The 21,281-nt window shown below is 53.1% G+C and carries 15 protein-coding genes and 1 riboswitch; of the genes, 7 read left to right on the plus strand and 8 right to left on the minus strand.

The genetic code is table 11. The features are described 5' to 3' along the window. Positions 1 to 57: 57 nt before the first annotated feature. Together WG929_RS01710 and WG929_RS01715 are read left to right on the plus strand one after the other, a co-directional pair. On the plus strand, positions 58 to 1,653 hold the full coding sequence (locus WG929_RS01710; protein ID WP_369857500.1) for an isocitrate lyase: 1,596 nt from the start codon (positions 58 to 60) through the stop codon (positions 1,651 to 1,653). Between the two features lie 357 nt (positions 1,654 to 2,010). Then, entirely contained in the window at positions 2,011 to 3,978 is a 1,968-nt protein-coding gene (locus WG929_RS01715; protein ID WP_416204806.1) for a sensor domain-containing diguanylate cyclase, read from the plus strand. A 23-nt stretch (positions 3,979 to 4,001) separates the two neighbouring features. Here WG929_RS01715 and WG929_RS01720 read toward each other — a convergent pair whose 3' ends face one another. The 5 genes from WG929_RS01720 to WG929_RS01740 all read right to left on the minus strand — a co-directional run bounded on the left by WG929_RS01720 (position 4,002) and on the right by WG929_RS01740 (position 10,765). Further along, a complete protein-coding gene (locus WG929_RS01720) occupies positions 4,002 to 4,754 on the minus strand; it encodes an enoyl-CoA hydratase/isomerase family protein (protein WP_416204630.1) in 753 nt (250 codons plus the stop codon). Positions 4,755 to 4,854: 100 nt separating this feature from the next. Beyond that, positions 4,855 to 5,280 (minus strand): DUF427 domain-containing protein, encoded by a 426-nt coding sequence (locus tag WG929_RS01725; RefSeq protein ID WP_416204631.1) that lies wholly within the window; start codon positions 5,278 to 5,280, stop codon positions 4,855 to 4,857. Positions 5,281 to 5,569: 289 nt separating this feature from the next. Further along, a complete protein-coding gene (uca, locus tag WG929_RS01730) occupies positions 5,570 to 9,202 on the minus strand; it encodes an urea carboxylase (protein WP_416204632.1) in 3,633 nt (1,210 codons plus the stop codon). A gap of 160 nt (positions 9,203 to 9,362) precedes the next feature. Beyond that, positions 9,363 to 10,001: an urea amidolyase associated protein UAAP2 gene (locus WG929_RS01735; RefSeq protein ID WP_369857506.1), complete on the minus strand. Its 639-nt coding sequence runs from the start codon at positions 9,999 to 10,001 to the stop codon at positions 9,363 to 9,365. A gap of 23 nt (positions 10,002 to 10,024) precedes the next feature. Then, complete coding sequence (locus WG929_RS01740) at positions 10,025 to 10,765, minus strand: urea amidolyase associated protein UAAP1 (RefSeq protein WP_416204633.1); 741 nt, start codon at positions 10,763 to 10,765, stop codon at positions 10,025 to 10,027. A gap of 244 nt (positions 10,766 to 11,009) precedes the next feature. Next, positions 11,010 to 11,148: riboswitch (guanidine-I (ykkC/yxkD leader) on the minus strand. Positions 11,149 to 11,593: 445 nt separating this feature from the next. On the opposite strand from WG929_RS01740, the gene WG929_RS01745 reads away from it, so the two are divergent. Both WG929_RS01745 and WG929_RS01750 read left to right on the plus strand, forming a co-directional pair. After that, entirely contained in the window at positions 11,594 to 12,682 is a 1,089-nt protein-coding gene (locus tag WG929_RS01745) for a DUF2726 domain-containing protein (RefSeq protein WP_416204634.1), read from the plus strand. A gap of 317 nt (positions 12,683 to 12,999) precedes the next feature. After that, entirely contained in the window at positions 13,000 to 14,343 is a 1,344-nt protein-coding gene (locus WG929_RS01750) for a DUF2726 domain-containing protein (RefSeq protein ID WP_416204635.1), read from the plus strand. Positions 14,344 to 14,396: 53 nt separating this feature from the next. Here the strand turns inward: WG929_RS01750 and WG929_RS01755 are convergent, their stop codons facing one another. Further along, positions 14,397 to 15,281 (minus strand): LysR family transcriptional regulator, encoded by an 885-nt coding sequence (locus WG929_RS01755; RefSeq protein ID WP_416204636.1) that lies wholly within the window; start codon positions 15,279 to 15,281, stop codon positions 14,397 to 14,399. Between the two features lie 230 nt (positions 15,282 to 15,511). Between WG929_RS01755 and WG929_RS01760 the strand changes: the two genes are divergently transcribed. Together WG929_RS01760 and WG929_RS01765 are read left to right on the plus strand one after the other, a co-directional pair. Then, positions 15,512 to 15,991: a YbaN family protein gene (locus WG929_RS01760; RefSeq protein ID WP_416204637.1), complete on the plus strand. Its 480-nt coding sequence runs from the start codon at positions 15,512 to 15,514 to the stop codon at positions 15,989 to 15,991. Positions 15,992 to 16,060: 69 nt separating this feature from the next. Next, positions 16,061 to 16,750, plus strand: a complete 690-nt coding sequence (locus WG929_RS01765) for a phosphatase PAP2 family protein (protein ID WP_416204638.1) — start codon at positions 16,061 to 16,063, stop codon at positions 16,748 to 16,750. A 28-nt stretch (positions 16,751 to 16,778) separates the two neighbouring features. Here the strand turns inward: WG929_RS01765 and WG929_RS01770 are convergent, their stop codons facing one another. After that, the gene (locus WG929_RS01770) at positions 16,779 to 17,210 is read right to left on the minus strand and encodes a ComEA family DNA-binding protein (RefSeq protein ID WP_416204639.1); all 432 of its coding nucleotides are present in this window, start codon (positions 17,208 to 17,210) and stop codon (positions 16,779 to 16,781) included. Positions 17,211 to 17,327: 117 nt separating this feature from the next. After that, positions 17,328 to 19,991, minus strand: coding sequence for a type I DNA topoisomerase (gene topA / locus WG929_RS01775; protein ID WP_416204640.1), 2,664 nt, complete (start codon positions 19,989 to 19,991; stop codon positions 17,328 to 17,330). Positions 19,992 to 20,493: 502 nt separating this feature from the next. On the opposite strand from topA, the gene WG929_RS01780 reads away from it, so the two are divergent. Then, positions 20,494 to 21,273 carry a hypothetical protein gene (locus WG929_RS01780; protein ID WP_416204641.1) on the plus strand — a complete coding sequence of 260 codons (780 nt, stop codon included), beginning with the start codon at positions 20,494 to 20,496 and terminating at the stop codon, positions 21,271 to 21,273. The last annotated feature ends 8 nt before the right edge of the window (positions 21,274 to 21,281 follow it).

Raw genomic sequence — 21,281 nt, forward strand, 5'->3', positions numbered from 1 at the left:
ACAGATCAGGAGCCATCCGCTGCATACCCCAAAATGCATATGACAAAGGACGAACCCATGTCTGCTTACCAAAACGACATCAAAGCTGTTGCTGCCCTGAAAGAAGCCGCCGGTGCTGGCTGGTCAGGTATCTCTGAAGAGTCTGTTGCACGTATGCGTGCCCAGAACAAGTTCAAGACTGGTCTGGATATCGCCAAGTACACTGCCAAGATCATGCGTGAAGACATGGCTGCCTACGATGCCGACAGCTCTCAGTACACTCAGTCTCTGGGGTGCTGGCACGGTTTTATTGGTCAGCAGAAGATGATTGCGATCAAAAAGCACTTCGGTAGCACCAAGCGTCGTTACCTGTACCTGTCTGGCTGGATGGTTGCTGCACTGCGTTCACAGTTTGGTCCTCTGCCTGACCAGTCCATGCACGAGAAGACAGCGGTTGCCAGTCTGATCGAAGAACTGTACACCTTCCTGCGTCAAGCCGATGCCCGCGAACTGGATCAGCTGTTCCGTGCGCTGGATGCTGCGAACGAAGCTGGTGACTCAGCCAAGGCTGCTGACATTCAGACCCAGATCGACAACCATGAAACTCATGTAGTACCGATCATTGCTGACATCGATGCTGGTTTTGGTAACGAAGAAGCAACTTACTTGATGGCCAAGCAGATGATCGAAGCGGGTGCTTGCTGCCTGCAGATCGAAAACCAGGTTGCTGACGAGAAGCAGTGTGGTCACCAGGACGGCAAAGTGACGGTTCCTCATGCCGATTTCCACTCCAAGCTGCGTGCGTTGCGTTACGCTTTCCTGGAGCTGGGTGTTGACGACGGTGTCATCGTTGCTCGTACCGATTCCCAGGGCGCTGGCCTGACCAAGCAGATCGCCGTTGTGAATGAGCCAGGTGATTCTGGCGACATCTACAACAGCTTCCTGGATTGTGAAGAAATCACGATTGACGACATGCAGCAGGGTGACGTGGTGATCAAGCGTGGCGACAAGATCCTGCGTCCGAAGCGTTTGCCATCCGGTCTGTTCCAGTTCCGTCGTGGCACCGGTGAACAACGTTGTGTATTTGACTGTATCGAAGCCATCAAGGCCGGTGCTGACCTGCTATGGATCGAAACTGAAAAACCACATGTGGGTCAGATCAAGGAAATGATGGACGAGATCCGCAAGGAAGTGCCGAATGCCAAGCTGGTCTACAACAACAGCCCGTCATTCAACTGGACACTGAACTTCCGTCAGCAGGTATTTGATGCCTTTGCCGCTGAAGGCAAGGATATTTCTGCTTACGACCGTGCGGCTCTGATGAGCGTTGACTATGACGAAACCGAGCTGGCAATCGAAGCCGATCGTCGTATCCAGAGCTTCCAGGCGGATGCATCTCGTGAAGCGGGCATCTTCCATCACCTGATTACTCTGCCGACTTACCACACTGCGGCCTTGTCTACCGACAACCTGGCCAAAGAGTACTTCGGTGAAGCCGGTATGCTGGGTTATGTGGCGGGCGTACAGCGTAAGGAAATCCGTCAGGGTATCGCTTGCGTCAAGCACCAGAACATGTCCGGTTCTGACATGGGTGATGCACACAAGGAATACTTCTCAGGTGATAACGCCCTGAAAGCTTCTGGTAAAGACAACACCATGAACCAGTTCTCGTAACGGGTTCACACCCCACTTGGGTGTTGTAGCTGGGCGGCCTTCGGGCCGCCTTTTTTGTGCGCAGCTGCAATGCAACAAAATTCGCTATTGGGTAGCGAGTGCCAGTCGTATATGAATGGATTCTGGAATAACCATCGCTTGCCGCACAGGAAGCCGATGGCAGGATCATCCCTCTGCAAAAAGCTTGGTCTATATATATGGACAAAATTGGCCAACTATTTCTAATGACTGAAAGTAGTGAAACTCGTATGGGGATATATACGGAATGAAGTTATACTGAACGGTGTAACCAGGCGTATCTAAACTTCCCATCAACTTTCATGGATCCAGAAGGCCTCGATTGAGGTCGCGAATGTGATGCTGAGATCAATCAAGCTGCAGAGCTTAATCTACCGTAGTTTTCTGACCAGCTCTCTGGTACCCCTGTTTGCCATCGAATTACTGTTGTTATTATTGTACTTCGGCGTAAACGCCTATCTGTCAGACCATCATCAGAATGCGTTTGTTGAAGAAGTTGTCAGTAACCTTGAAGGCATTAGTATTCGTGAGGCCAACTTGGTTGATGGCCAGCTGGCGGAAGTCAGCCGGATGGCGGCATTGATGCAACGGGCACATGAGGATTTTTTTGCCCATCCCGAGCGTTGCAAGGACGTTGTACCGACAGGACTGTTCCGTACCCATCCGAACGGTGCCTTGTATAAGGCATTTGATAATGGTGGTGCATCGCTTTATTTCTCTGCCAGCACTGCGGCAACCGAGGCGGTACTTCGAAAAGCCTGGTGTTCTGAGCAGCTTGACCCCATGTTCAAAGCGTTGGTAAACCAGAATCCATTGGTATCTCAGGCGTATCTGAATACCTGGGATGACATGAATCGATTATATCCGTTTATGGAGAATGCACCGGTTCAGTATGGCTCTGGTCTGCATATGGAAGATTATAACTTCTATTTTCTTGCGGATAAAAAACACAACCCAGAGCGGAAGCCGGTCTGGACCAGCGTCTACCTGGATCCGGCCGGGCAGGGGTGGTTGGTGTCGGTGGTTGTGCCGGTATATCGTGGTGATTTTCTTGAAGGGGTAAGTGGTCTGGATATCACCATTGATACCTTTGTTCGTGCCATTCTGGATGCTGATTTACCCAGGGGGGCCAGTCGCTTTCTGGTGGATCATGATGGTGTGATTCTGGCTATGCCTCCAAGTGTGGAACAGCTGCTGAAATTGAAAGAATTACGTCACCCTGTCGCTGTATCTGCTATCCGTCGTACGGTAGAAAAACCGGAAGAATTCAATCTGCTCAAAAGTAGCAACGATGAGATTCGCCGGAAAATGACGGATGTCCTGAATGATGTCAGTCCTAATGGTCAATACAGTCTGAGTATCAATGGTGCTGATTATCTGCTGAATAGCCAGCGAATTCCTGCTACCGGCTGGCACATTATTACCCTGGTTGATCAAGCAACATTGCTGGCGCCGATGAGTGAATTACACTCCATCAGTAATCAGGTGGGTTTTGTGGCAATCAGCATCATGGTGGTTTTTTATGTGCTGTTTTTCCTCTACCTGGAAAACAAGTCACGTCATTTGGCCAAACGGGTTGCGGATCCGATTGAGCGCTTGTCCAATCTGACCAGCTCGTTGGGCGACCAGTTGGTGATGGAAAAACTGACGTCGGTGGGCATTGCCGAGATCGATCGCTTGTATGGTAATTTTAATCGTATGAGCAGCCAGCTGGAACAGAAAACCCAGGCGCTGGTAGATTCGGAAACCCGAGAGAAAGTCCGACGTAAAGAGACCGAAATACTGGAGCGATTGGCGATTACCGATCGCCTGACGGGTTTGTATAATCGCCGTAAGCTGGATGAAGTACTCACCTGCGAAGTGGAGCGTAGCAACCGTTCTGGACACCCGTTCAGTATTGTTATGCTGGATATCGATCACTTTAAAAACGTTAATGACACCCATGGCCACCCGGTCGGTGACCAGGTCATCGTGGAGCTGGCTATATTGCTGCTGGAGTTTATTCGCAAGATCGATATTGTCGGACGCTGGGGCGGGGAAGAGTTTGTTATTGTCTGTCCGATGACCGATCTGGTGGGGGCCAGGCAGCTTGCCGAAAAGCTGCGAGTGGAAATTTTTAATCATCACTTCCCTGTGATTGAACACCTGACCGCCAGCTTCGGTATCGCCAGCTCGATGGCGGAAAAACATTACGAGCCTATTATTGATCGGGCTGATCAGGGCCTCTACGATGCCAAACGCTCAGGGCGTAATCGAGTAGGGGTTCGATTGATCGCCCCTCGCAACGATGATGGGGCCTTGCTTTAACCCCCGCGACCAACCAGCTGACGTTATTGCTTGCTCAGCACTTGCTTGATACGTAACTGGGTTTCTTCTGTTTGTAGCAGCTCAGCAAACAGCTGCATTTCTATAGCAACAGCACGGTCTACCCGCTCGACATGCCCTTCTTCCTTTGCCAATCGCTTGATCGCCCGGATAGAACCTTGAGAGTTCTTGCTAATTTGTCGGGCTATCGCCAGGGCGTTATCCAAGGCTTCACCGTCTTCGGTGACCTGGTTTAACAGTCCCCATTGCTGTGCTTCGCTGGCGCTGAAAAAACGTCCGCTCAGTAATAATTCAGCCGCCACTTTCGGGCCAACGGCTTCAGCCAGTAAAACCGAGCAGGCACCTTCAGAGGTAACGCCAATTTTGGCAAAGGGCAATGAGTAACGGGTACTTTTACCCGCATACGCAAGATCGGCGTGTAACAGAATATTGGCACCAATACCAATAGCAACACCTTCTTGTGCGACAATCAGTGGTTTTGTCAAGGCTGCCAGGGTATGGAAAATACCCGCGACCCCTTCTTTGACGGCGAACAGATTACCACCAGGCAGCAAATCACTGAGATCGTTCCCGGCAGAAAAAGCCGTGGCAGACCCGCTTAATACAATCACATTAACCTGTTCATCCTGCTCTGCGGCAGTCAGTGCTGCAATCAGATCCAGATAGGTCTGCACCCGGATAGCATTCAATACTCCCGGTCGATTGAGTTGTAACAAGGCAATGCCCTTGTCCTGGCTGTACAGAAGATCCTCAAACATGCGATGTGATTCCTATATCTGTGAATTAAAATATATTCACTGTGTATTTTTATTCACATGATTGTGCCTGATTCCGGTACCGCCATCAAGAATGCCAGGGTTAGCAAATCTCCATGCTGAATAGACTTGCATCCAGACCCACCAGTCCGTTAACGCCAGTGCCCAAATCGTTTTCAACATACATCCAGGCGCTATCACACAGAGATCGATCACAGATTTGTAGATTAAACAACCAACAATCTCCCTGGATTCGGCACTGAAAAATATTGCCTGATGGCAGGAGGACGTCGGGACGTAAATCATCAAGTGGTAAATACCAGGCGATGAGAGAGGGATTAGACGTATCCGTGTCGGTATTATTACTCGCGTGGTATGTCTGAAACAGCTTATGGCTCTTGGCGATGGGTATACTTGAACCATGGGAAGTGATCTGGAAGCTGCCCTGCAGGGATCGCAGTGGCAGTTGCGGAGGGTGTTGCCATAGGTGATTTTGTTGAACAGGTTGTGTGCCTTCGGGGGTGGTCATAGTAAGCATCCATGTCTGGGAACCACGACAGTTAAACGGAAATAATGCTGTGCCCGAATGGCCTACATCAAGATTAGTGCATGATTTTACCAAAGATGAACAGCAGGGTACGACGTGTGATGCCAAGGGTCTTACTCCCACACGAGGGAGGGGTCTCCACCGTTGGTTTGTATGACGAGAGAGTGGTGGAGTCGTGGCTATCATTGAGAAGGCCCCCTGGCAGGCTCAGCGGATCAGGGCTTCAACCTGGGCTCCATGCAGACGCGCAGGAGCCAGTACCAGTAAGTTCTTAATTTTTCATCAATACCACCAACAGGCTGCCCGGTGCGACACCTTGCCCGGCTTGCTTGACTACTTCCACTACGGTACCCGCTTGATGGCTGGAGACTTCTATTTCCATTTTCATCGATTCCAGAATCAGTAGCGGCTGGTTGGCTGCCACCAGATCGCCGGGTTTTACCAGACATTGCCAGACGTTACCGGCGATGTGGCTTTCAACGCTGAATTCACCGTCTGCTAACGGGCGTTCGTCTTTCTGTTCGGTGGCAGCTGGTTCACTGTCGTAATTGAAGCGGCCGGTACGTTTCCAGTCTTCCAGTTCGTGTTGGAAGGCTTTCTGGCGTTCGCGCTGGAATGCACTGATGCCGGACGATTGTTGCGCCAGAAAAGCTTCATACTGGCTGAGGTTGAATGTGGTTTCTTCAATCCTGATCGGGTATTGGCCGTGGGGAAACTGCTGGCGAATGTCGGTGAGTTCGTCGTGGCTGACTTCGTAGAAGCGTACCTGATCAAAGAAGCGCAGCAACCAGGGCTGAGTGAATTCCCTGGTTTGTTTGTAGCGGTTCCACATTTGCAGGGTACGGCCGACAAACTGGTAGCCACCTGGGCCTTCCATGCCATAAATACACATGTAAGCACCGCCAATACCGACGGAGTTTTCCGCCGTCCAGGTACGGGCCGGGTTGTATTTGGTGGTAACCAATCGATGGCATGGGTCAACCGGTGTTGCTACCGGGGCACCGAGATAAACGTCCCCCAGGCCCATCACCAGATAACTGGCGTTGAAGACGATGTCTTTCACCTCCTGAATCGAATCCAGGCCGTTAATTCGCCGAATAAATTCGATGTTGTCCGGGCACCAGGGGGCATCGGCGCGCACAGATTGCATGTACTTCTCGGCTGCCAGTCGGCATACCTCATCGTCCCAACTCAAGGGCAGATGCACAATACGCGATGGCACTTCGGCGCCTTCGAGGTCACCAAGCTGGCCTTCGGCGGCTTGTAGCAAATCCAGCAGCTGGTCTTGCGGCAATACGGTGGAGTCGTAGTGTAGTTGCAGCGAACGGATGCCGGGTGTGAGTTCTTGCAAGCCTTTGATCGGCTGGCTTTGCAGGTATTGCATCAGCGCGTGAACCCGAAAACGCAGGCGAATATCCAGTTGTAACGGGCCGTATTCAACCAGTAAGTAGCGGTCGCCGGACGGCCGATAGATAACACCCGTCGGGTGGTTGTCGGTGCTGATTTTCGCGACGACAGGGGAGGCCGGACGGTAGTCTTCCACCGTCACCGCATTGGCGGCTGTCAAGGTGATCAGATTGGCGGCTTGCTGGTTAAACAGTTCAACGGCGGTGGTTTGCGACACCGGAATAAATGTGATTTTGTCACCGGCTTTTAGCTGGCCCAGTTTCCACAGGTCGGCGGTGATGACTGTCGCCGGACAGACAAAGCCCCCCAGGCTGGGGCCGTCGGGGCCAAGAATGACGGGCATATCGCCAGTGAAGTCGATGGTGCCGATAGCGTAGGCGTTATCGTGAATATTGGACGGGTGTAAGCCGGCTTCGCCGCCGTCAGTGCGTGCCCATTCCGGCTTTGGGCCAATCAGCCGTACACCGGTGCGGCTGGAGTTGTAATGAATTTCGTAGGTGTGTTCAAACAGGCGTTCGATATCGCTTTCAGTAAAAAATTCTGGTGCACCGTGGGGGCCATAAATTACCCGTAATTGCCATTCGTGGGTAATTGCTGGCAACAGGGCATCAATGGCTGGGTTGATGGCGGGTGTGCTGACGGACTGCAGGTGCAAGACATCGCCTGGCAACAGGGCGCGACCATTGTGACCGCCGAACTGTCCCAGCGTGAAGGTGGATTTGGAACCCAGGTAGTCCGGGCATTGCAATCCGCCATCTATTAACAGGTACGCTCGTGCACCGGCACCACTGACCGCGCCGGTATCGAGTATATCTCCGGCTTGCACCGATATGGGTTTCCAGAATTCCGGAATCTCGATCACACCGTTCGCGTGGGTGATTTTGGCCTGGGTGTGAGCACCTGCCAGCAATACCCGCGTGGTGGTGTTGAATTTCAGGATCGGGCCTTTGAGGGTGATTTCCAGCCCGGCGTCCTGTGTGGCATTACCCAGTAAACGGTTACCCAGCTCAAACGAGTAGCTGTCGAAGGGGCCGGAAGGCGGTACGCCAATGTCCCAATAACCGATACGAGCGGGTAAGTCCTGAATGGTGGTTTGAGTGCCTGCGGCGATGACTTGAAGAGTGAGCGGTGCATGGTGCAGGGTTTTCAGCAGCTGGGTGTAAACATCGCCATTATTGACGCGCTGGTCGGCCAGAATATCGCGCAGGTAGGCGCGGTTGGTTTCGATGCCATACAGTTCACTGCTTGCCAGTGCTTGTGACAGACCAGCAAGCGCCTGTGCACGGCTGTCGGCCGTGACGATGATTTTGGCAAGCATGGGGTCGAACAGCGCTGGCACGGTGGTGCCGGATTCGACCCAGGTATCGATTCTTAAACGACCTTGCTCAACCGCATCTGGCCATTCAACGCGGCTTAATAAACCAGCAGACGGCTGGAAATCCAGTGCCGGGTCTTCGGCGTAGATACGGGCCTGAATAGCGTGGCCTACAGGCTGAAGCGTGGCCTGGTATTGATCGAGGTGCAGGTTGTCTTTACCGGCTTGAACGCCTGGTAGACGTACCATCCATTCCACCAGATCAACGCCATAGACTTCTTCAGTGACACCGTGTTCTACCTGTAAGCGAGTATTCACTTCGAGGAAGTAAAACTGGCCGTTGGCGGCATCAAAAATAAACTCGACAGTACCGGCACTCTGGTAGTTTACGGCAGCAGTCAGGCGTCGGGCGGTGGTTTGCAATTGCTGGCGTTGGGCATCGGTCAGGCCAGGGGCTGGGGTTTCTTCGAGGACTTTCTGGTTGCGACGCTGCAAGGAGCAATCGCGTTCACCCAGGGTGATGACGTTGCCGTTACCGTCGCCAAAGACCTGCACTTCGATGTGGCGGGCTTTTTCGACGAATTTTTCCAGAAACACGCCGTCATTGGCGAAGTTGTTGGCGCTCAGGCGTTTGACGCTATCCCAGGCTCCGCTCAGTTCCTGGTCGCTGTAGCACAGTTGCATGCCGATACCGCCACCACCGGCGGTGCTTTTCAACATCACCGGGTAGCCGATGTGTTTGGCAGCGTCGCGGGCGGCGGTGAGGTCGGTGAGTAGTTCGGTGCCGGGTAGCAGTGGCACGCTATTCTGTTCGGCCAGGGTGCGGGCGCTGTGCTTGAGACCAAAGGCGGTCATGTGCTCCGGGCGAGGGCCAAGAAAGTAAATGCCCGCTGCACTGCAAGCACTGGCAAAATCGGGGTTTTCACTGAGGAAACCGTAGCCGGGGTGGATGGCATTGGCACCGGTTTGGCGGGCGATTGCCAGTATACGATCCTGGTTCAGATAAGTGGCAGTGACCGGGCCTTCACCGAGACAAACGGCTTCATCGGCCTGTTGTACATGCAGGGAGTGTTGGTCTTGCTGGTGGTAAACGGCCACTGAGCCAATACCCAGTTTTTTCAGGGTGCGGATGATACGGCAGGCGATGGCGCCACGGTTGGCAATCAGTACTTTGGTCAGCATGAGCGTTCAGGCTCCGTTGTTCAGCTCGCAGGCCGTCCTGCGAATATTCTGGAACCAGCGCGGGTCGTCCCGCCGGTTTTTTTCGGTGCTGGTTGGCTTTTACCCAATACTGGATGTAATACGCCTGCGGCGATTACATCCTGCAGTTTGGCCGCCTGGGTTACTCCCACACCAACACTTCGATGGGGGTCGGGTTATAACCGTTACACGGGTTGTTCAACTGTGGGCAGTTGGAGATCAGCACCAGGGTGTTTTTCAGGGCTTTTAATTCAACGTATTTACCGGCACCGGAGATGCCATCAGCGAAGGTCAGGCCTCCGTCGGCAGTGATCGGGACGTTCATAAAGAAGTTGATGTTGTGGGTGATGTCGGCTTTGTCGAGGCCATATTCTTCATGCTCGTTGATGGCCAGCATCCAGCTGTCGCGACAGGCATGCATGCATTTTTTTTCCAGTGCGTAACGCACGGTGTTGGATTCGGTGGCACAGGCACCACCGAGGGTGTCGTGGCGGCCACAGGTGTCGGCGACGATTTCCAGTAACGGGTTGTTGTCGTTGGTGCGCAGGATGGAACCGGCGGTCAGGTAGACGTTGCCCTGTTCGCGAATGGTGTCCATGGCGCTGTAGCGTTCGCTGACATCGTCGGCATTGTAGAACAGCGTATCGGCGGCCTGGTTGCCTTCGAGGTCGAGAATACGAAGGGTCTGACCGGCTTCAATACGGTGCAGGAAATAGTCTCCGGCAGCGACGGTTTGGCGGAAGCTGGCGTCGTCCGGGTGCAGCGTGCTTGCTTTAATCATAATCTTTGCTCCTCAGACGGATGTCAGTCCATGAATGTGTATAACAAGGTGTTCTGGAATCCGCGCTGGTTTTCCGGGCAGTGATTCTTGCAGTTGTCGTTGTCTGCCAACGGCATTGCCTTGGCCAGGGCGTACTGCACCGGTTTGCGCGGGTATGCGGCAAAGCCGGTCGCAGGAGCGGCCATCGGGTGCGGGCAGGTATGCAGAATCACCAGGGTGTCCATTTCAAAGCGCAGGGTAACGGAGTCACCCGCTTTGCCAGCGGGCTGGTAACTGAGGTTACCTTCGTCGTCGGTAAACACCTGACTGAACAGGTTGAGGTTGGCGGCCATGTCTTTACGGTTGAGGCCGTACTTGGCTAGCTCGACCATAAAGCTGTCGTAGCCATTCTGGGTCCAGTCATTGCGTCCCTGCTGGTACGTTACCGGCGGCCAGCGTTCGGCCTGCATGGTTTTGTTCATGTTGCCGCAGACGGTGTCGTGCCAGCCACAGTCGTCCTCGACAATGGAGGCTAAGACGCGGCCCATATCGGAGTACAGGCAATGGCCCTGGGTGAGTTTGAAGGTATGTTGGCACTTCAGACTGTCGGGGGCGTTGTACTTCTCCAGCAGGTCGTTGGGGTTGTACAGCAGCAGGCCAACATTGGCACCGCCTTCCAGATCGGTCAGGGTCAGCAGGGTGCCTTTACGTACCCGCATCGACCAGTGGCTGCCGCCAGTCAGGGTGTCCTGATAAAGGGTTGGGCCAGATTGAAAGGGACTCATCGGGTTCTCCTTAAACGGCATGGCGCGAGGCCAGTGCTGGTTGTTGGATGCGGGTAATTCGCAGTAAGTATGAACTCAGACAAAAGGATGTCGAATCGCTGCTGGTCGGATGTTCTGGGAGGTATCGGAAAATACGGGGTATAGCAAATGGCATGTACACTCCTGAATCAGGGTTAACGGCTTGAAACATTGGTCTGCCAAAACGCCAGACCTCCGGCAGAACAGTCACCAGACTGTTTTGCATGTCTCCCGGGCTTTTATCCCGCCGTGTAACCTCCGATCAGGTGTCAGGCAGTGCAGGCGCACTGTTGCCACATCGGTGAGGTCGACGGCTCTCGGACCAGTCACAGCACGCTGCTGCCGGAACCCTAGCCGTCTATTTGATGGACTATTTCACTGAATTAACAGCAGAGTTGCAAGCGATCTTTATGCCAATGTCGTATCGGAAGCATGGTACCTGCTCTGTCTTCCTGTGAAAGTGGCTGACGTAGACAGTGCGGGTTTGCTGTCATGCCGCCTTGCCCTGAGGCTTTTTGTATTTGAGTGATGTGGTGGCTGAGCTATTTCAGGGGGTTTTGTTGTATTAATTTGTTATGGGAATCGACCGGTATGGAGGGCCAAAACAATATTTTTGCGCCAATATGGTGCAAAAATCACCATGATATCGTCGTGAGATTGAAAAACCACTCCGAGTTCCAGAGCTTGCTGTGGCCCCAGATTGTGTACTTTTTACGTTTTGTCCGGTTATTCATATGAACGTCACTCTCCGGGTGTTTATTAGTAGTAATTTTTTGTAAAGTTCGCTCGAAATATACAGCGGAGATACGCATGGATTACCTGATCGTCGGCTTGGGTGTAACCATTCTGGTTGCTGTTGGTTTTATTGTCTGGACAGGATTTATCAGACGGGCGTCAGAGAGTGACTTGCCTTATGTTGCAGTTGGCCCGGTGTTGTCGCCTGCTGAGTACTCTTTTTATGGCGTATTGCAATCGGCGTTAGGAAAATCGGCGTTGATCTTGTGCAAGGTGAGAGTAGTGGATGTGATCAAGCCCCGTTCCGGACTGGATCCCAAAATCTGGCGCTTCCATTTTGACCGCATCGTACAAAAGGAATTCGACTTTGTATTATGTGATCCGGACGATCTGAGTGTGCGTTGCGTTATTGAGCTGGATAATGCCTCCCAAAGTAATGACGAGCGGCAGAAACGGAACGAGTTCCTGACTGCTGCCTGTCAGGCGGCAGACGTGAAAATAATGCTGGTGGATGCTCGGCGGGGGAGTTCGATCAAGGAAATCCGGGAGTTGGCCGGTTACCCATCGGTTACGTCTTCTTTCTCAGCTGACCCGTCCGGTGCTCAGCGGAATGGTACGGAGAGTCAGTATCCATCAACCTTGCTGGTGCCGCCCTTACCTGGTGATGACATGCTGACAACGGAAAGGATGGATTCAGATGATGGGCAAGCAGCAAATCCATTTTCCCTGTCTGCACTGGTGAATGAGCAGCAGCCAGAAAACCTTGTGGCTGATTTCTCCAGCGATCTTGGCTTGGAATGGGTGGAAGAGCGTGGTGTAGCAGCCCCGGTTACGGATGATCCCACACCTGCCTCTGAGCCCGCCAGTCTGGTAAATGCGACGGACACAACATCAATCGGTGTTACCTCAGACACCTTGCCACGGGCATCGGGGGTAGGTCGCGAGGCTATTCGGCGTTCGCTGAAGCAGGCAAGCCCGGCGTCTCTTACTGTCGAACCGCACTGTCCCCGTTGCCAGGCGACGCTGGTAAAGCGCAAGCCAAAATCCGGTAAATTTGCTGGCCAACTGCTTTGGACTTGCAGTACTTTCCCTGAATGTCGTTATGCCGCGCCTTTCAAAGCACATGCAGACAAGGTGCGAAACGACGTCAACGAATCCGCCTGAAGCGTTGGCTGTACCTGTTTGCCGAGGCTGTTTTGCATGACATCTCGGACTTTTGTCTTTAATTGTAAAGTTTTGGTGTTTTTTCGATCGGCAGTTGTTGTTAGGTAAAACGGCTCTGATAATGGCCGGGGATTTTTGTTACCGCTCTGTTGCAAGGCACGATTCGTGCTTTCTGCTATGCTGTCAGAGTGTAGTTTGTTGAGTGAATATCACTGCCGCAGGAGCGTTTTTGTTTTGGCGTCTCCCTAGTGATTCTGGCTGGCTACCCTTTGGGCAATTAATGTTTTATTACCTGTCAGTTATGAGGTTTCCGTACTATGGATGTGCTCGAGATATTGGTGTTATTGATCGCACTGGTGCTAATTGCTTTGGTTGTGGCAGTGGTGCTGGTTTCTGTTCAGGCGCTGACATCTCGCAAAAGCTCCAGCTCTTCAGAGACTGAATCCGGGCCGGCTGTCACAGTTCCCGCATCTGGGGGAGCCACCCCAACGCCAGTTACCGTACCTGTTGCCATGCCTGTTGCTAGGGAAGATGAAATTCTTGACGAAGATGCCGAGATGGACGGGCAGTCCGTCGAGGATCTGGTGTTTCCGGGAGATAACCCGGAAAGCACAAAAACCACGGGAAAAGAAGTGCCCGTTACTCCCCAGGCCCATTACACACCAAACAGTGATGCACCAAGCAAGGAACAACCTGGTGCCGCCAGTCAGGATCGCCGTCCGCCACCCGCATATCAGCCTGTCAGGGATAATATCCCGGAAGACAGGATCCGGCGTCCCATTGAAGAAGTGAATGTGGCCACGCCCGTGCGGCGCAATGATGAAAATTTCCCTTACGTGGCTGGAGGCCCGCTGCTGACACCGCTCGAACGGCTGTTTTATGGTGACCTCAAAACGTCAGTTTCTGACAAAACCGAGATATTCTGTAAAGTCCGGGCGTCAGATATTCTTAATCCAAGGTCGGATCTCAACTTTGAAGAATCCCATTTTGCGGCGGAACAGCTGGCCACCCAGCGTTTTGATTTTGTTTTGTGTGATTCCCGCGATTTCTCAGTGATTGGTGTTATTGAGCTGGACGGCATGAATGAGCGCGAAGGTTTACGCAAGGCACAGCGTGAGGTGTTGCGCAAGTCCGCCGAGTCGGCCAATTTGCCAGTATTGCTGGTGGATATGAAGCGTGGCTATACCATCAAGGAAATCCGTGATCGGGTGAATTACTTGCTGCCGAAAGAGAGTGGTGGCTATATGGAAGGTTCACTCAGCCATCAAACGGCGGAGCTGGATGCGCTGTTTGATGAACAGGATGAAGGTATTTCCCAGTACCGGCAGGTGGATTCCGACGACGATGTTGAAGAAGCCACACTGGCTGAGGCTGACGAGGTCGTGGTGAAGAAGAAGGACGTCGCCGCCGTCGCCGTGGCAAAAGACAGTGTTGCCGAAACTCACGAAGACGTCGATAAAAGCGCTGCAACCTCTGGCGCAGCAGAGGTTGTCGATAAAAAAGCCACGCCGGCTTCGGAGCACAAAAATGCCTGTCCCCGTTGTCAATCACCGTTGAAACTGTCATTGGCGACCACCGGCGAGTTTGCCGGGCAGTATTTCTGGATTTGTACCAAATTGCCGGAGTGCCCTTATGTCGCTCCTATTGCACCGCCCCAATAAGTACACCTGCCAGTTTCATGGAAGCGTCAGCAGTCTGACGGGATCGGTGACATTCAGGAATTATTTATGTGATCCGAGCAGAGTCCCAACAGCGACTGCAGGTAACGGGTGGCCGGGCCAGCACTGCCCGGACTGGCGACGATGAGGAACAGGTCTTCGTAGCGGCTGCAATCGGTTGCCATCGGTAACGGTTTGAGGGTTCCTTGCTGCAGATCATTATCAATCCAGCTGAGTGGCAGCCAGGCATAACCCAGTCCCCGGCGGACGATGTTCAAACTGGTATAGGTATGGGACACCGTCCAGCGTTGGTGGGCACCCAGCCAGCCGGAGTCCTGGCGTTGGCGACTGCTGTCTCGCATCACAATTTGGCGATATTCGGTAATATCGTCGTAAGTCAGCTTGCGGCCTTGTTGCAGCGGGTGATCCGGGCTGCTGACGGCAACAAACTGTTCTCTGTGGATCAGTTGGCCTTGGTGACCAGAGGGCAACACCGGAGTCACCAGCAGATCAATTTCCCCTCGTTCGAGCATGTCGTTGCCACCATTCATAACAAATTCGGTTAACTCAACCCGGGTGTCGGGAAAGTGACTGGAGAAGTCGTGCAACAGGCAAAAAAGCCGTTCATAAGGGAAAATCATATCCAGTGCGAGTCGTATGACAGGCTCGACACCTTGTTGCAAAATATCAGCCGCCTTGTCCATGCTTTCCGCCTGTTCCAGCAACCGGGTTGCCCGTTGCAGCATCACTTTCCCGTGTTCTGTCAGCACCGCCTTGCGGCCTTCCACTTCCAGCAAGGTGATTCCCAATTGCTCCTGTAGTTTGTGCACGCCGTAGCTGATGGTGGACTGGCTTTTGAAAATGGCGTCGGCCGCCTGGGCGTAACCACCATGGTCAACTACTGCCTTGAACATGCGCCACTGTTCCAGTGTCGTTTTCATCGGAAATCCTGTTTGTTGCCAAGGGTATCTTGGGGATCACTGCGATTGGACTGTGCTGCGGGATGGTGCACCCGCTGCAAGGCTGCAGCCATTGTCCGGTGTGTGTAACGACGGGTCAATTTCAGCCGGTACTTTGACGGTTCCCTCTAGCTTTACAGCAGAAGGAGCTTCCCTCTGGATGGCTATAGCCAGCAGGCTATACTCAGATTTTTATGACGGGGGCTGAACCCATGGCTGTTCCTGAATCGCCCGAATCGTTTGTTAAAACACCAGATACAAGACTGCGCCATCAGGTGGCTAATCCGCTATTACGCTGGCTGCTGATGCTGTTGGGATGGTTGGCCGTGGCGCTGGGAACAGCGGGGATTTTTCTGCCGGTTTTACCCACCACGCCATTTTTGTTACTGGCGGCTGGCTGTTTTGTTCGGTGTTCGCCAACTTTCTATCGCTGGCTGATCGGGCATCCAACCTTGGGAAAGTACTTGCTTTATTACCTGGATGGTAAAGGTATGCCAATGAAAGCAAAGATTTATACCTTACTGCTGATGTGGACGTCACTGCTGGTGACTGCTTTCGTATTACTGAACTCATTGGCCCCAAAAGTGGTGTTGCCGCTGATTGGACTGGGAGTCAGCTGGTACATTTTGCATTTGCCGACTCTGACCCTGGTGACCGAGCCAGGGAGTACTGTCGAGGATTCGCCGGAGTGATTTGGTGGCTTTTGCGTTGTGGTTGCCGCTATGCTTTGCGCCGCATTTATCTGTTTGAGGTGGTAAAACGTGTTTTTTCTGAAACAGCATGTCGATTGGTTGCTTTTTCTATTGCTGGTTCTGCTCTTTTGGCTTTGGCCGGGGCTGGATCTTGCTGTCAGCCATTGGTTTTACGATAGTGATTCAGCCAGCTGGCCTTACCGCGACAATCCACTCAATCTCGCGGTGTATGGTTTGTTTCGGTATCTGCCTTATGCTCTGGTACCCCTGTTGTTGATGGGGCTGGGATTAACTTTCTGGTCACATGGGCTGCCCTCCAGTCAGCGGCGGGTATGGCTGTTTTTACTGCTGACCCTATTGATAGGGCCTGGTCTGCTGGTGCATTCGGTGTTCAAGGAGGGTTTCGAGCGACCGCGCCCGAAACAGGTGGTCGAATTTGGTGGCGAAAGTGGATTCAGTCCGGCATTTGTTATCGCTGATCAATGCCATGGCAAGTGCCGTTCGTTTGTCAGTGGTCATTCGGCGATGGGATTCTGGTTGATGGTGTTTGCCTGGTGGACCCGGCGCCGGGTCTGGTTGTGGCTCGGTATTGCGGTGGGGGTAGGGGTCAGTCTGGTGAGAATAACCCAGGGCGGGCATTTCCTCAGTGATACCTTGTTTGCCGGATTTATCTGTTATTTCATCTATCGCCTGCTCAGCTTCTGGGTGTTGGGGCATAGTCGTATTGGTATGTCTGATACAACACGGGGTACGGCTTGATCCCCGTTTGTTGTGCAGCCAGACGGGGTTACTTGGTCGTAACCAGCCAGCGGTTTTTTTCTATCGTGGCGGAGCCGATACCACGTACCTGAGCCAGGTCTTCGACAGTGGCAAAGGGGCCATTTTCCTGCCGGTAGCGCACAATCGCCTCAGCCTTGGCTGCGCCGATCCCGGTCATGCGGGTCAATTCAGCCACATTGGCGGTATTGATATTGATCTTGCTGATGGTTGCGGCTTTCTCTGTGGTTGTTTCAATGGCGTTTGTGGTTTTGGCTGGGGAATCGTTGGCTGCCAGTACGATGGACGTCTGCAGGGGCTGTTGTGGTGGTTGCAGTGTTACCGAGAGATCAGCGTTGGGTGTGACGGCAGTGCTGGAGGACTGGCTATTGGCGGGTTCGCTGCAGGCAACGGACGACAGGGCCATCAGCAGGGTAATCATGGCGGGTTTGAATGATTGCATTTCAACATCTCCTTGTTGGCTGGAAAGGTGAAGTTAGCAATCAAACAAAGAAATTTGAATCCGGCAAAACTCCTAGATCGAGAGTTTGCCGGTTCAGTCTAAAGTGTGAAGCAGCGACTATTTTTCAGCGACTTTTGTCGTCTTTTTGGCTGGGCTTTTTTTCTTGTTTTCCTCAGTCCATTTTCCGTCTGTGTACCAGGCTGACCAACCCGTGGCCTTACCTTCCACTTCTGACATCACGTATTGTTCTTTGCTTTTGCGACTGTAACGAATGACGGCAGGATTGTTGTCCTTGTCGGTTCGTGGTGCATCCAGCAGGTAATGATATTTTTGCGGCAGTTCGGCCTGGTGGGCTAGCAGTTCTTGTACTTGCGGTGGACGGGTTTCGCGGTTTTTCGGAAACTGGCTAGCGGCCAGGAACAAGCCGGAGGCGCCATCACGCAAAACGTAGGTGTCGTCTACTTTCTGACACTGCAGCTCCGGCATTGGAATCGGATCCATTTTGGGTGGTGCGGCTTCGCCACTTTTCAGTAGCTTGCGGGTATTTTTACATTCGCTGTTGGTGCAGCCAAAGTATTTGCCGAAGCGACCCGATTTGAGCTGCATTTCGCTACCGCACTTGTCGCAATCGAGTGTGGGGCCGTCATAGCCTTTGATTTTGAACTGGCCACTTTCAACCTCAAAGCCGCTGCAATCCGGGTTGTTGCCACAAATGTGTACCTTGCGCTGTTCGTCCAGCAGATAACTGTCCATGGCGCTGTCACAGATCGGGCAGCGGCGTTTTTCCATCAGCCGACGGCTTTCCGCTTCTTCGTCTTCGTCGGCGGAGATGGCTTCTTCGCCGGGTATCAGGTTCAGTGTCTGGGTGCAGCGTTCTTTGGGCGGCAGTGAGTAGCCAGAGCAGCCAAGAAAGACGCCGGTAGAGCCGGTACGAATTTGCATATGACGACCACAGGTCGGGCAGGGGATGTCGGTATCGACCGGGGTATTCGGACGCATACCGCCATCTTCACCGGCACTGTCCAGTTTTTTCTGGAAGCCGCCGTAAAAATTATCCAGTACTTCAGTCCAGTTGCTGTCACCGTCGGCAATATGGTCGAGTTTTTCTTCCATGCTGGCGGTAAAACCAAAGTCCATCAGGTCGTCGAAGTTTTCAACCAGGCGGCTGGTAACAATGTCGCCCATCTTTTCAGCGTAAAAACGACGTCCCATAAGGCTGACATAGCCACGTTCTTGAATGGTGGAAATAATCGAGGCGTAGGTCGACGGTCGGCCAATACCCCGCTTTTCGAGTTCTTTTACCAGTGCGGCTTCAGAGAAACGCGGTGAGGGTTTGGTGAAGTGCTGTTTGGGTTCCAACTCAACGAGATTGAGGTGATCACCTTCGGTGACGTCTGGCAACAACACGTCATCATCCTTGCCACCGCCGGAGGTCAGTACTCGCAGATGGCCATCAAAGCGGATCACTCGGCCTCGGGTTTTTAATTCAAAGTCGCCGGCGCTGGTGGTAATGCTGGTACTGGTGAATTTTGCATCGGCGGTTTGGCAAGCCACAAAGCGGCGCCAGATCAGGTCGTAAAGACGCTGGGCATCCGGCTCCATGCTGCTGAGATCGGCGGCACGTAATGCGACATCAGAAACCCGAATGGCTTCATGCGCTTCCTGTGCCCCTTCCTTGCTGCTGTAGATTCTGGGTTGTTCTGGCAGGTATTCATTACCGAGCTTGTCCTGAATATAGTCGCGCACACTGGCAACGGCATCCTGACTGAGGTTGGTAGAGTCGGTACGCATGTAGGTAATGTAACCGGCTTCGTACAGACGTTGGGCCAGCGTCATGGTTTTTTTAACGCTGAAACCCATGCGAGTGCTGGCGGCCTGCTGCAACGTTGACGTAATAAACGGCGCAGCCGGTTTGGAGCTGGTGGGTTTGTCTTCGCGTTTGCTGACCGAGAAGGGCAGCTGGCGCAGCTGGTCCACCAAGATGGTGGTATCGGCTTCGTTGGTCGGGCGGAATTCCTTGCCTTGATATTTAATCAACTGCGCACGTAGCACTTCACCGGCGTCGGTGCTGAGGTTGGCAAAGGCTTCCCAGTATTCTTCCGGAATAAAGGCGCGGATTTCGCGTTCGCGCTCAACAATCAGGCGTACGGCAACGGATTGAACCCGTCCGGCCGACAGGCCACGGGCAATTTTGCTCCACAGCAAGGGCGACAGCATGAAACCCACTACGCGGTCGAGAAAACGTCGTGCCTGTTGGGCATTGACGCGATTCATGTTCAGGTCGGAAGGCTGTTCAAACGCTTTCTGAATGGCTTTTTTGGTGATTTCGTTAAACACCACGCGACGGTACTGCTTGTCTTCACCGCCAATAATCTCACGAAGGTGCCAGGCGATGGCTTCTCCCTCGCGGTCCAAATCCGTCGCCAGATAGACCTGGTCGGCATCCTTGGCCAGACGCTTCAGTTCGTCGACGACTTTTTCCTTGCCAGGCAATATCTGATAATGGGCTTTCCAGCCATGCTCGGGGTCGATCCCCATGCGATTAATCAGTTGCTCTTTGGCTTTGCGGGTTTTGTAGACCGCTTTTTCTTCCGGTGACATCTTGCGAGTCAGGGCGGCCTGTTTGGCGCGCTCTTTCGGGTCGCTTGTCGATGCGGAACCGGATGTAGGCAAATCGCGCACATGGCCGATACTGGACTTGACGATAAAGTCCTTACCCAAGTACTTATTGATGGTTTTCGCCTTGGCAGGCGATTCCACAATTACCAGCGATCTGCCCATATTCTCCGCTTTACCCTTAAAAAACGTGTTAACTCATCCCAGTAGTCGCGACACTTTATAGGTAGACCCCAGGGTCTGGTCAAGCCTGAAGCAAGGAACTTCTCTATATAATCCATTCTCAGTGGCAGAGAGTGGGACAGATTCGCAGGTCAAATATCGTTTTTTTGCCCGGCCTGTGGAAGGTGGATACCCAGCTGTTTCCTGCACCCTGGCCAATCGTTGCTAGACTGAAGGGGACATCTATTTAATCCTGCACGGCTCTGCGCGAGTGTTGCCCTTCTTTAGGGCAAGGCGGCGAATGCAGCGAAAGGACGCGTCCTTTTCAAATGCGTCAACACCGCACTGGACGGCGGCAACCCGCGCCCTGCGGGGGCTGCCGGATGATTCCGACTCGGTAAATAGATGTCCCCTGAAGGTCACGCTGGCAGGTTGTATTATTGACAAGATCCGGCTGTGCTTTTATTTCACTTCCCACCGCCGTGGGGCCGGAGGTTGGTTTCAGATGTCTGCGATTGGAATGGTCATTGCGCTTGCACTGCCGATAGCTCTGTTGATGTTGGGAATGGTGTTTTACGGTCGGCATCAGCAGAAGCAGCAGTCGAAACGGATGCAAGCCCGTCTGATTGCCAGCAGGGCAGAAGAATTGCAAGAAGCGCTGGAATTTCTGATGGTGGTGGACAACCTTCAAGAGCTGCAGCTGTTGGTGCTGGAACGGGTCGAACAGCTGTATCAGCTGGCGCGTGAAACCCGGCCAGAGGGCAAGGTTCAAGTTGACTCTGAGGCACTGCCACCAGTTGATATCGAATCCCTGCGACATAAGATACTGGAGAACAAGGAACCCAGAATTGTACTCAAGAGTGATCGTGAAATCCGCTTTGCCAAACAGCAGTTCAGCCGGGTGTTGAAAGCACTGGGGGCGATGGCGAAGCGCAAGCAGATATCGGCCACCACGTTGAACGAATATCGTCGTTATTTACGGCTGACGTTGCTGGAGCGGGAGGTCGATACCTTTACTGCCCAGGGAGATGTGGCGGCAGCGCGTGGCGATGTGGTTACCGCCAGTGGCTACTACAAGGCAGCACGCAAGTTGTTGATTGAATTTGATTTGCAGTACCCGGAAAAAAACGAACGTATCCGGGACTTGTCGGAACGTACCAATGCCCTCTTTAATGGTGGTCTGATAAAAGAAGATAAATTGTCGCAAGCACTGTCCCGTGAAGCGGATGTTGAGCGAGACCCTCACGGAATTCCGTCGGATCCGGAGGAAAAACGCAAATATTGAGGGTGGTT

Origin of the sequence: Oceanobacter antarcticus, assembly GCF_044962685.1 — a bacterium.
GTDB lineage: Bacteria > Pseudomonadota > Gammaproteobacteria > Pseudomonadales > Oceanobacteraceae > Oceanobacter > Oceanobacter antarcticus.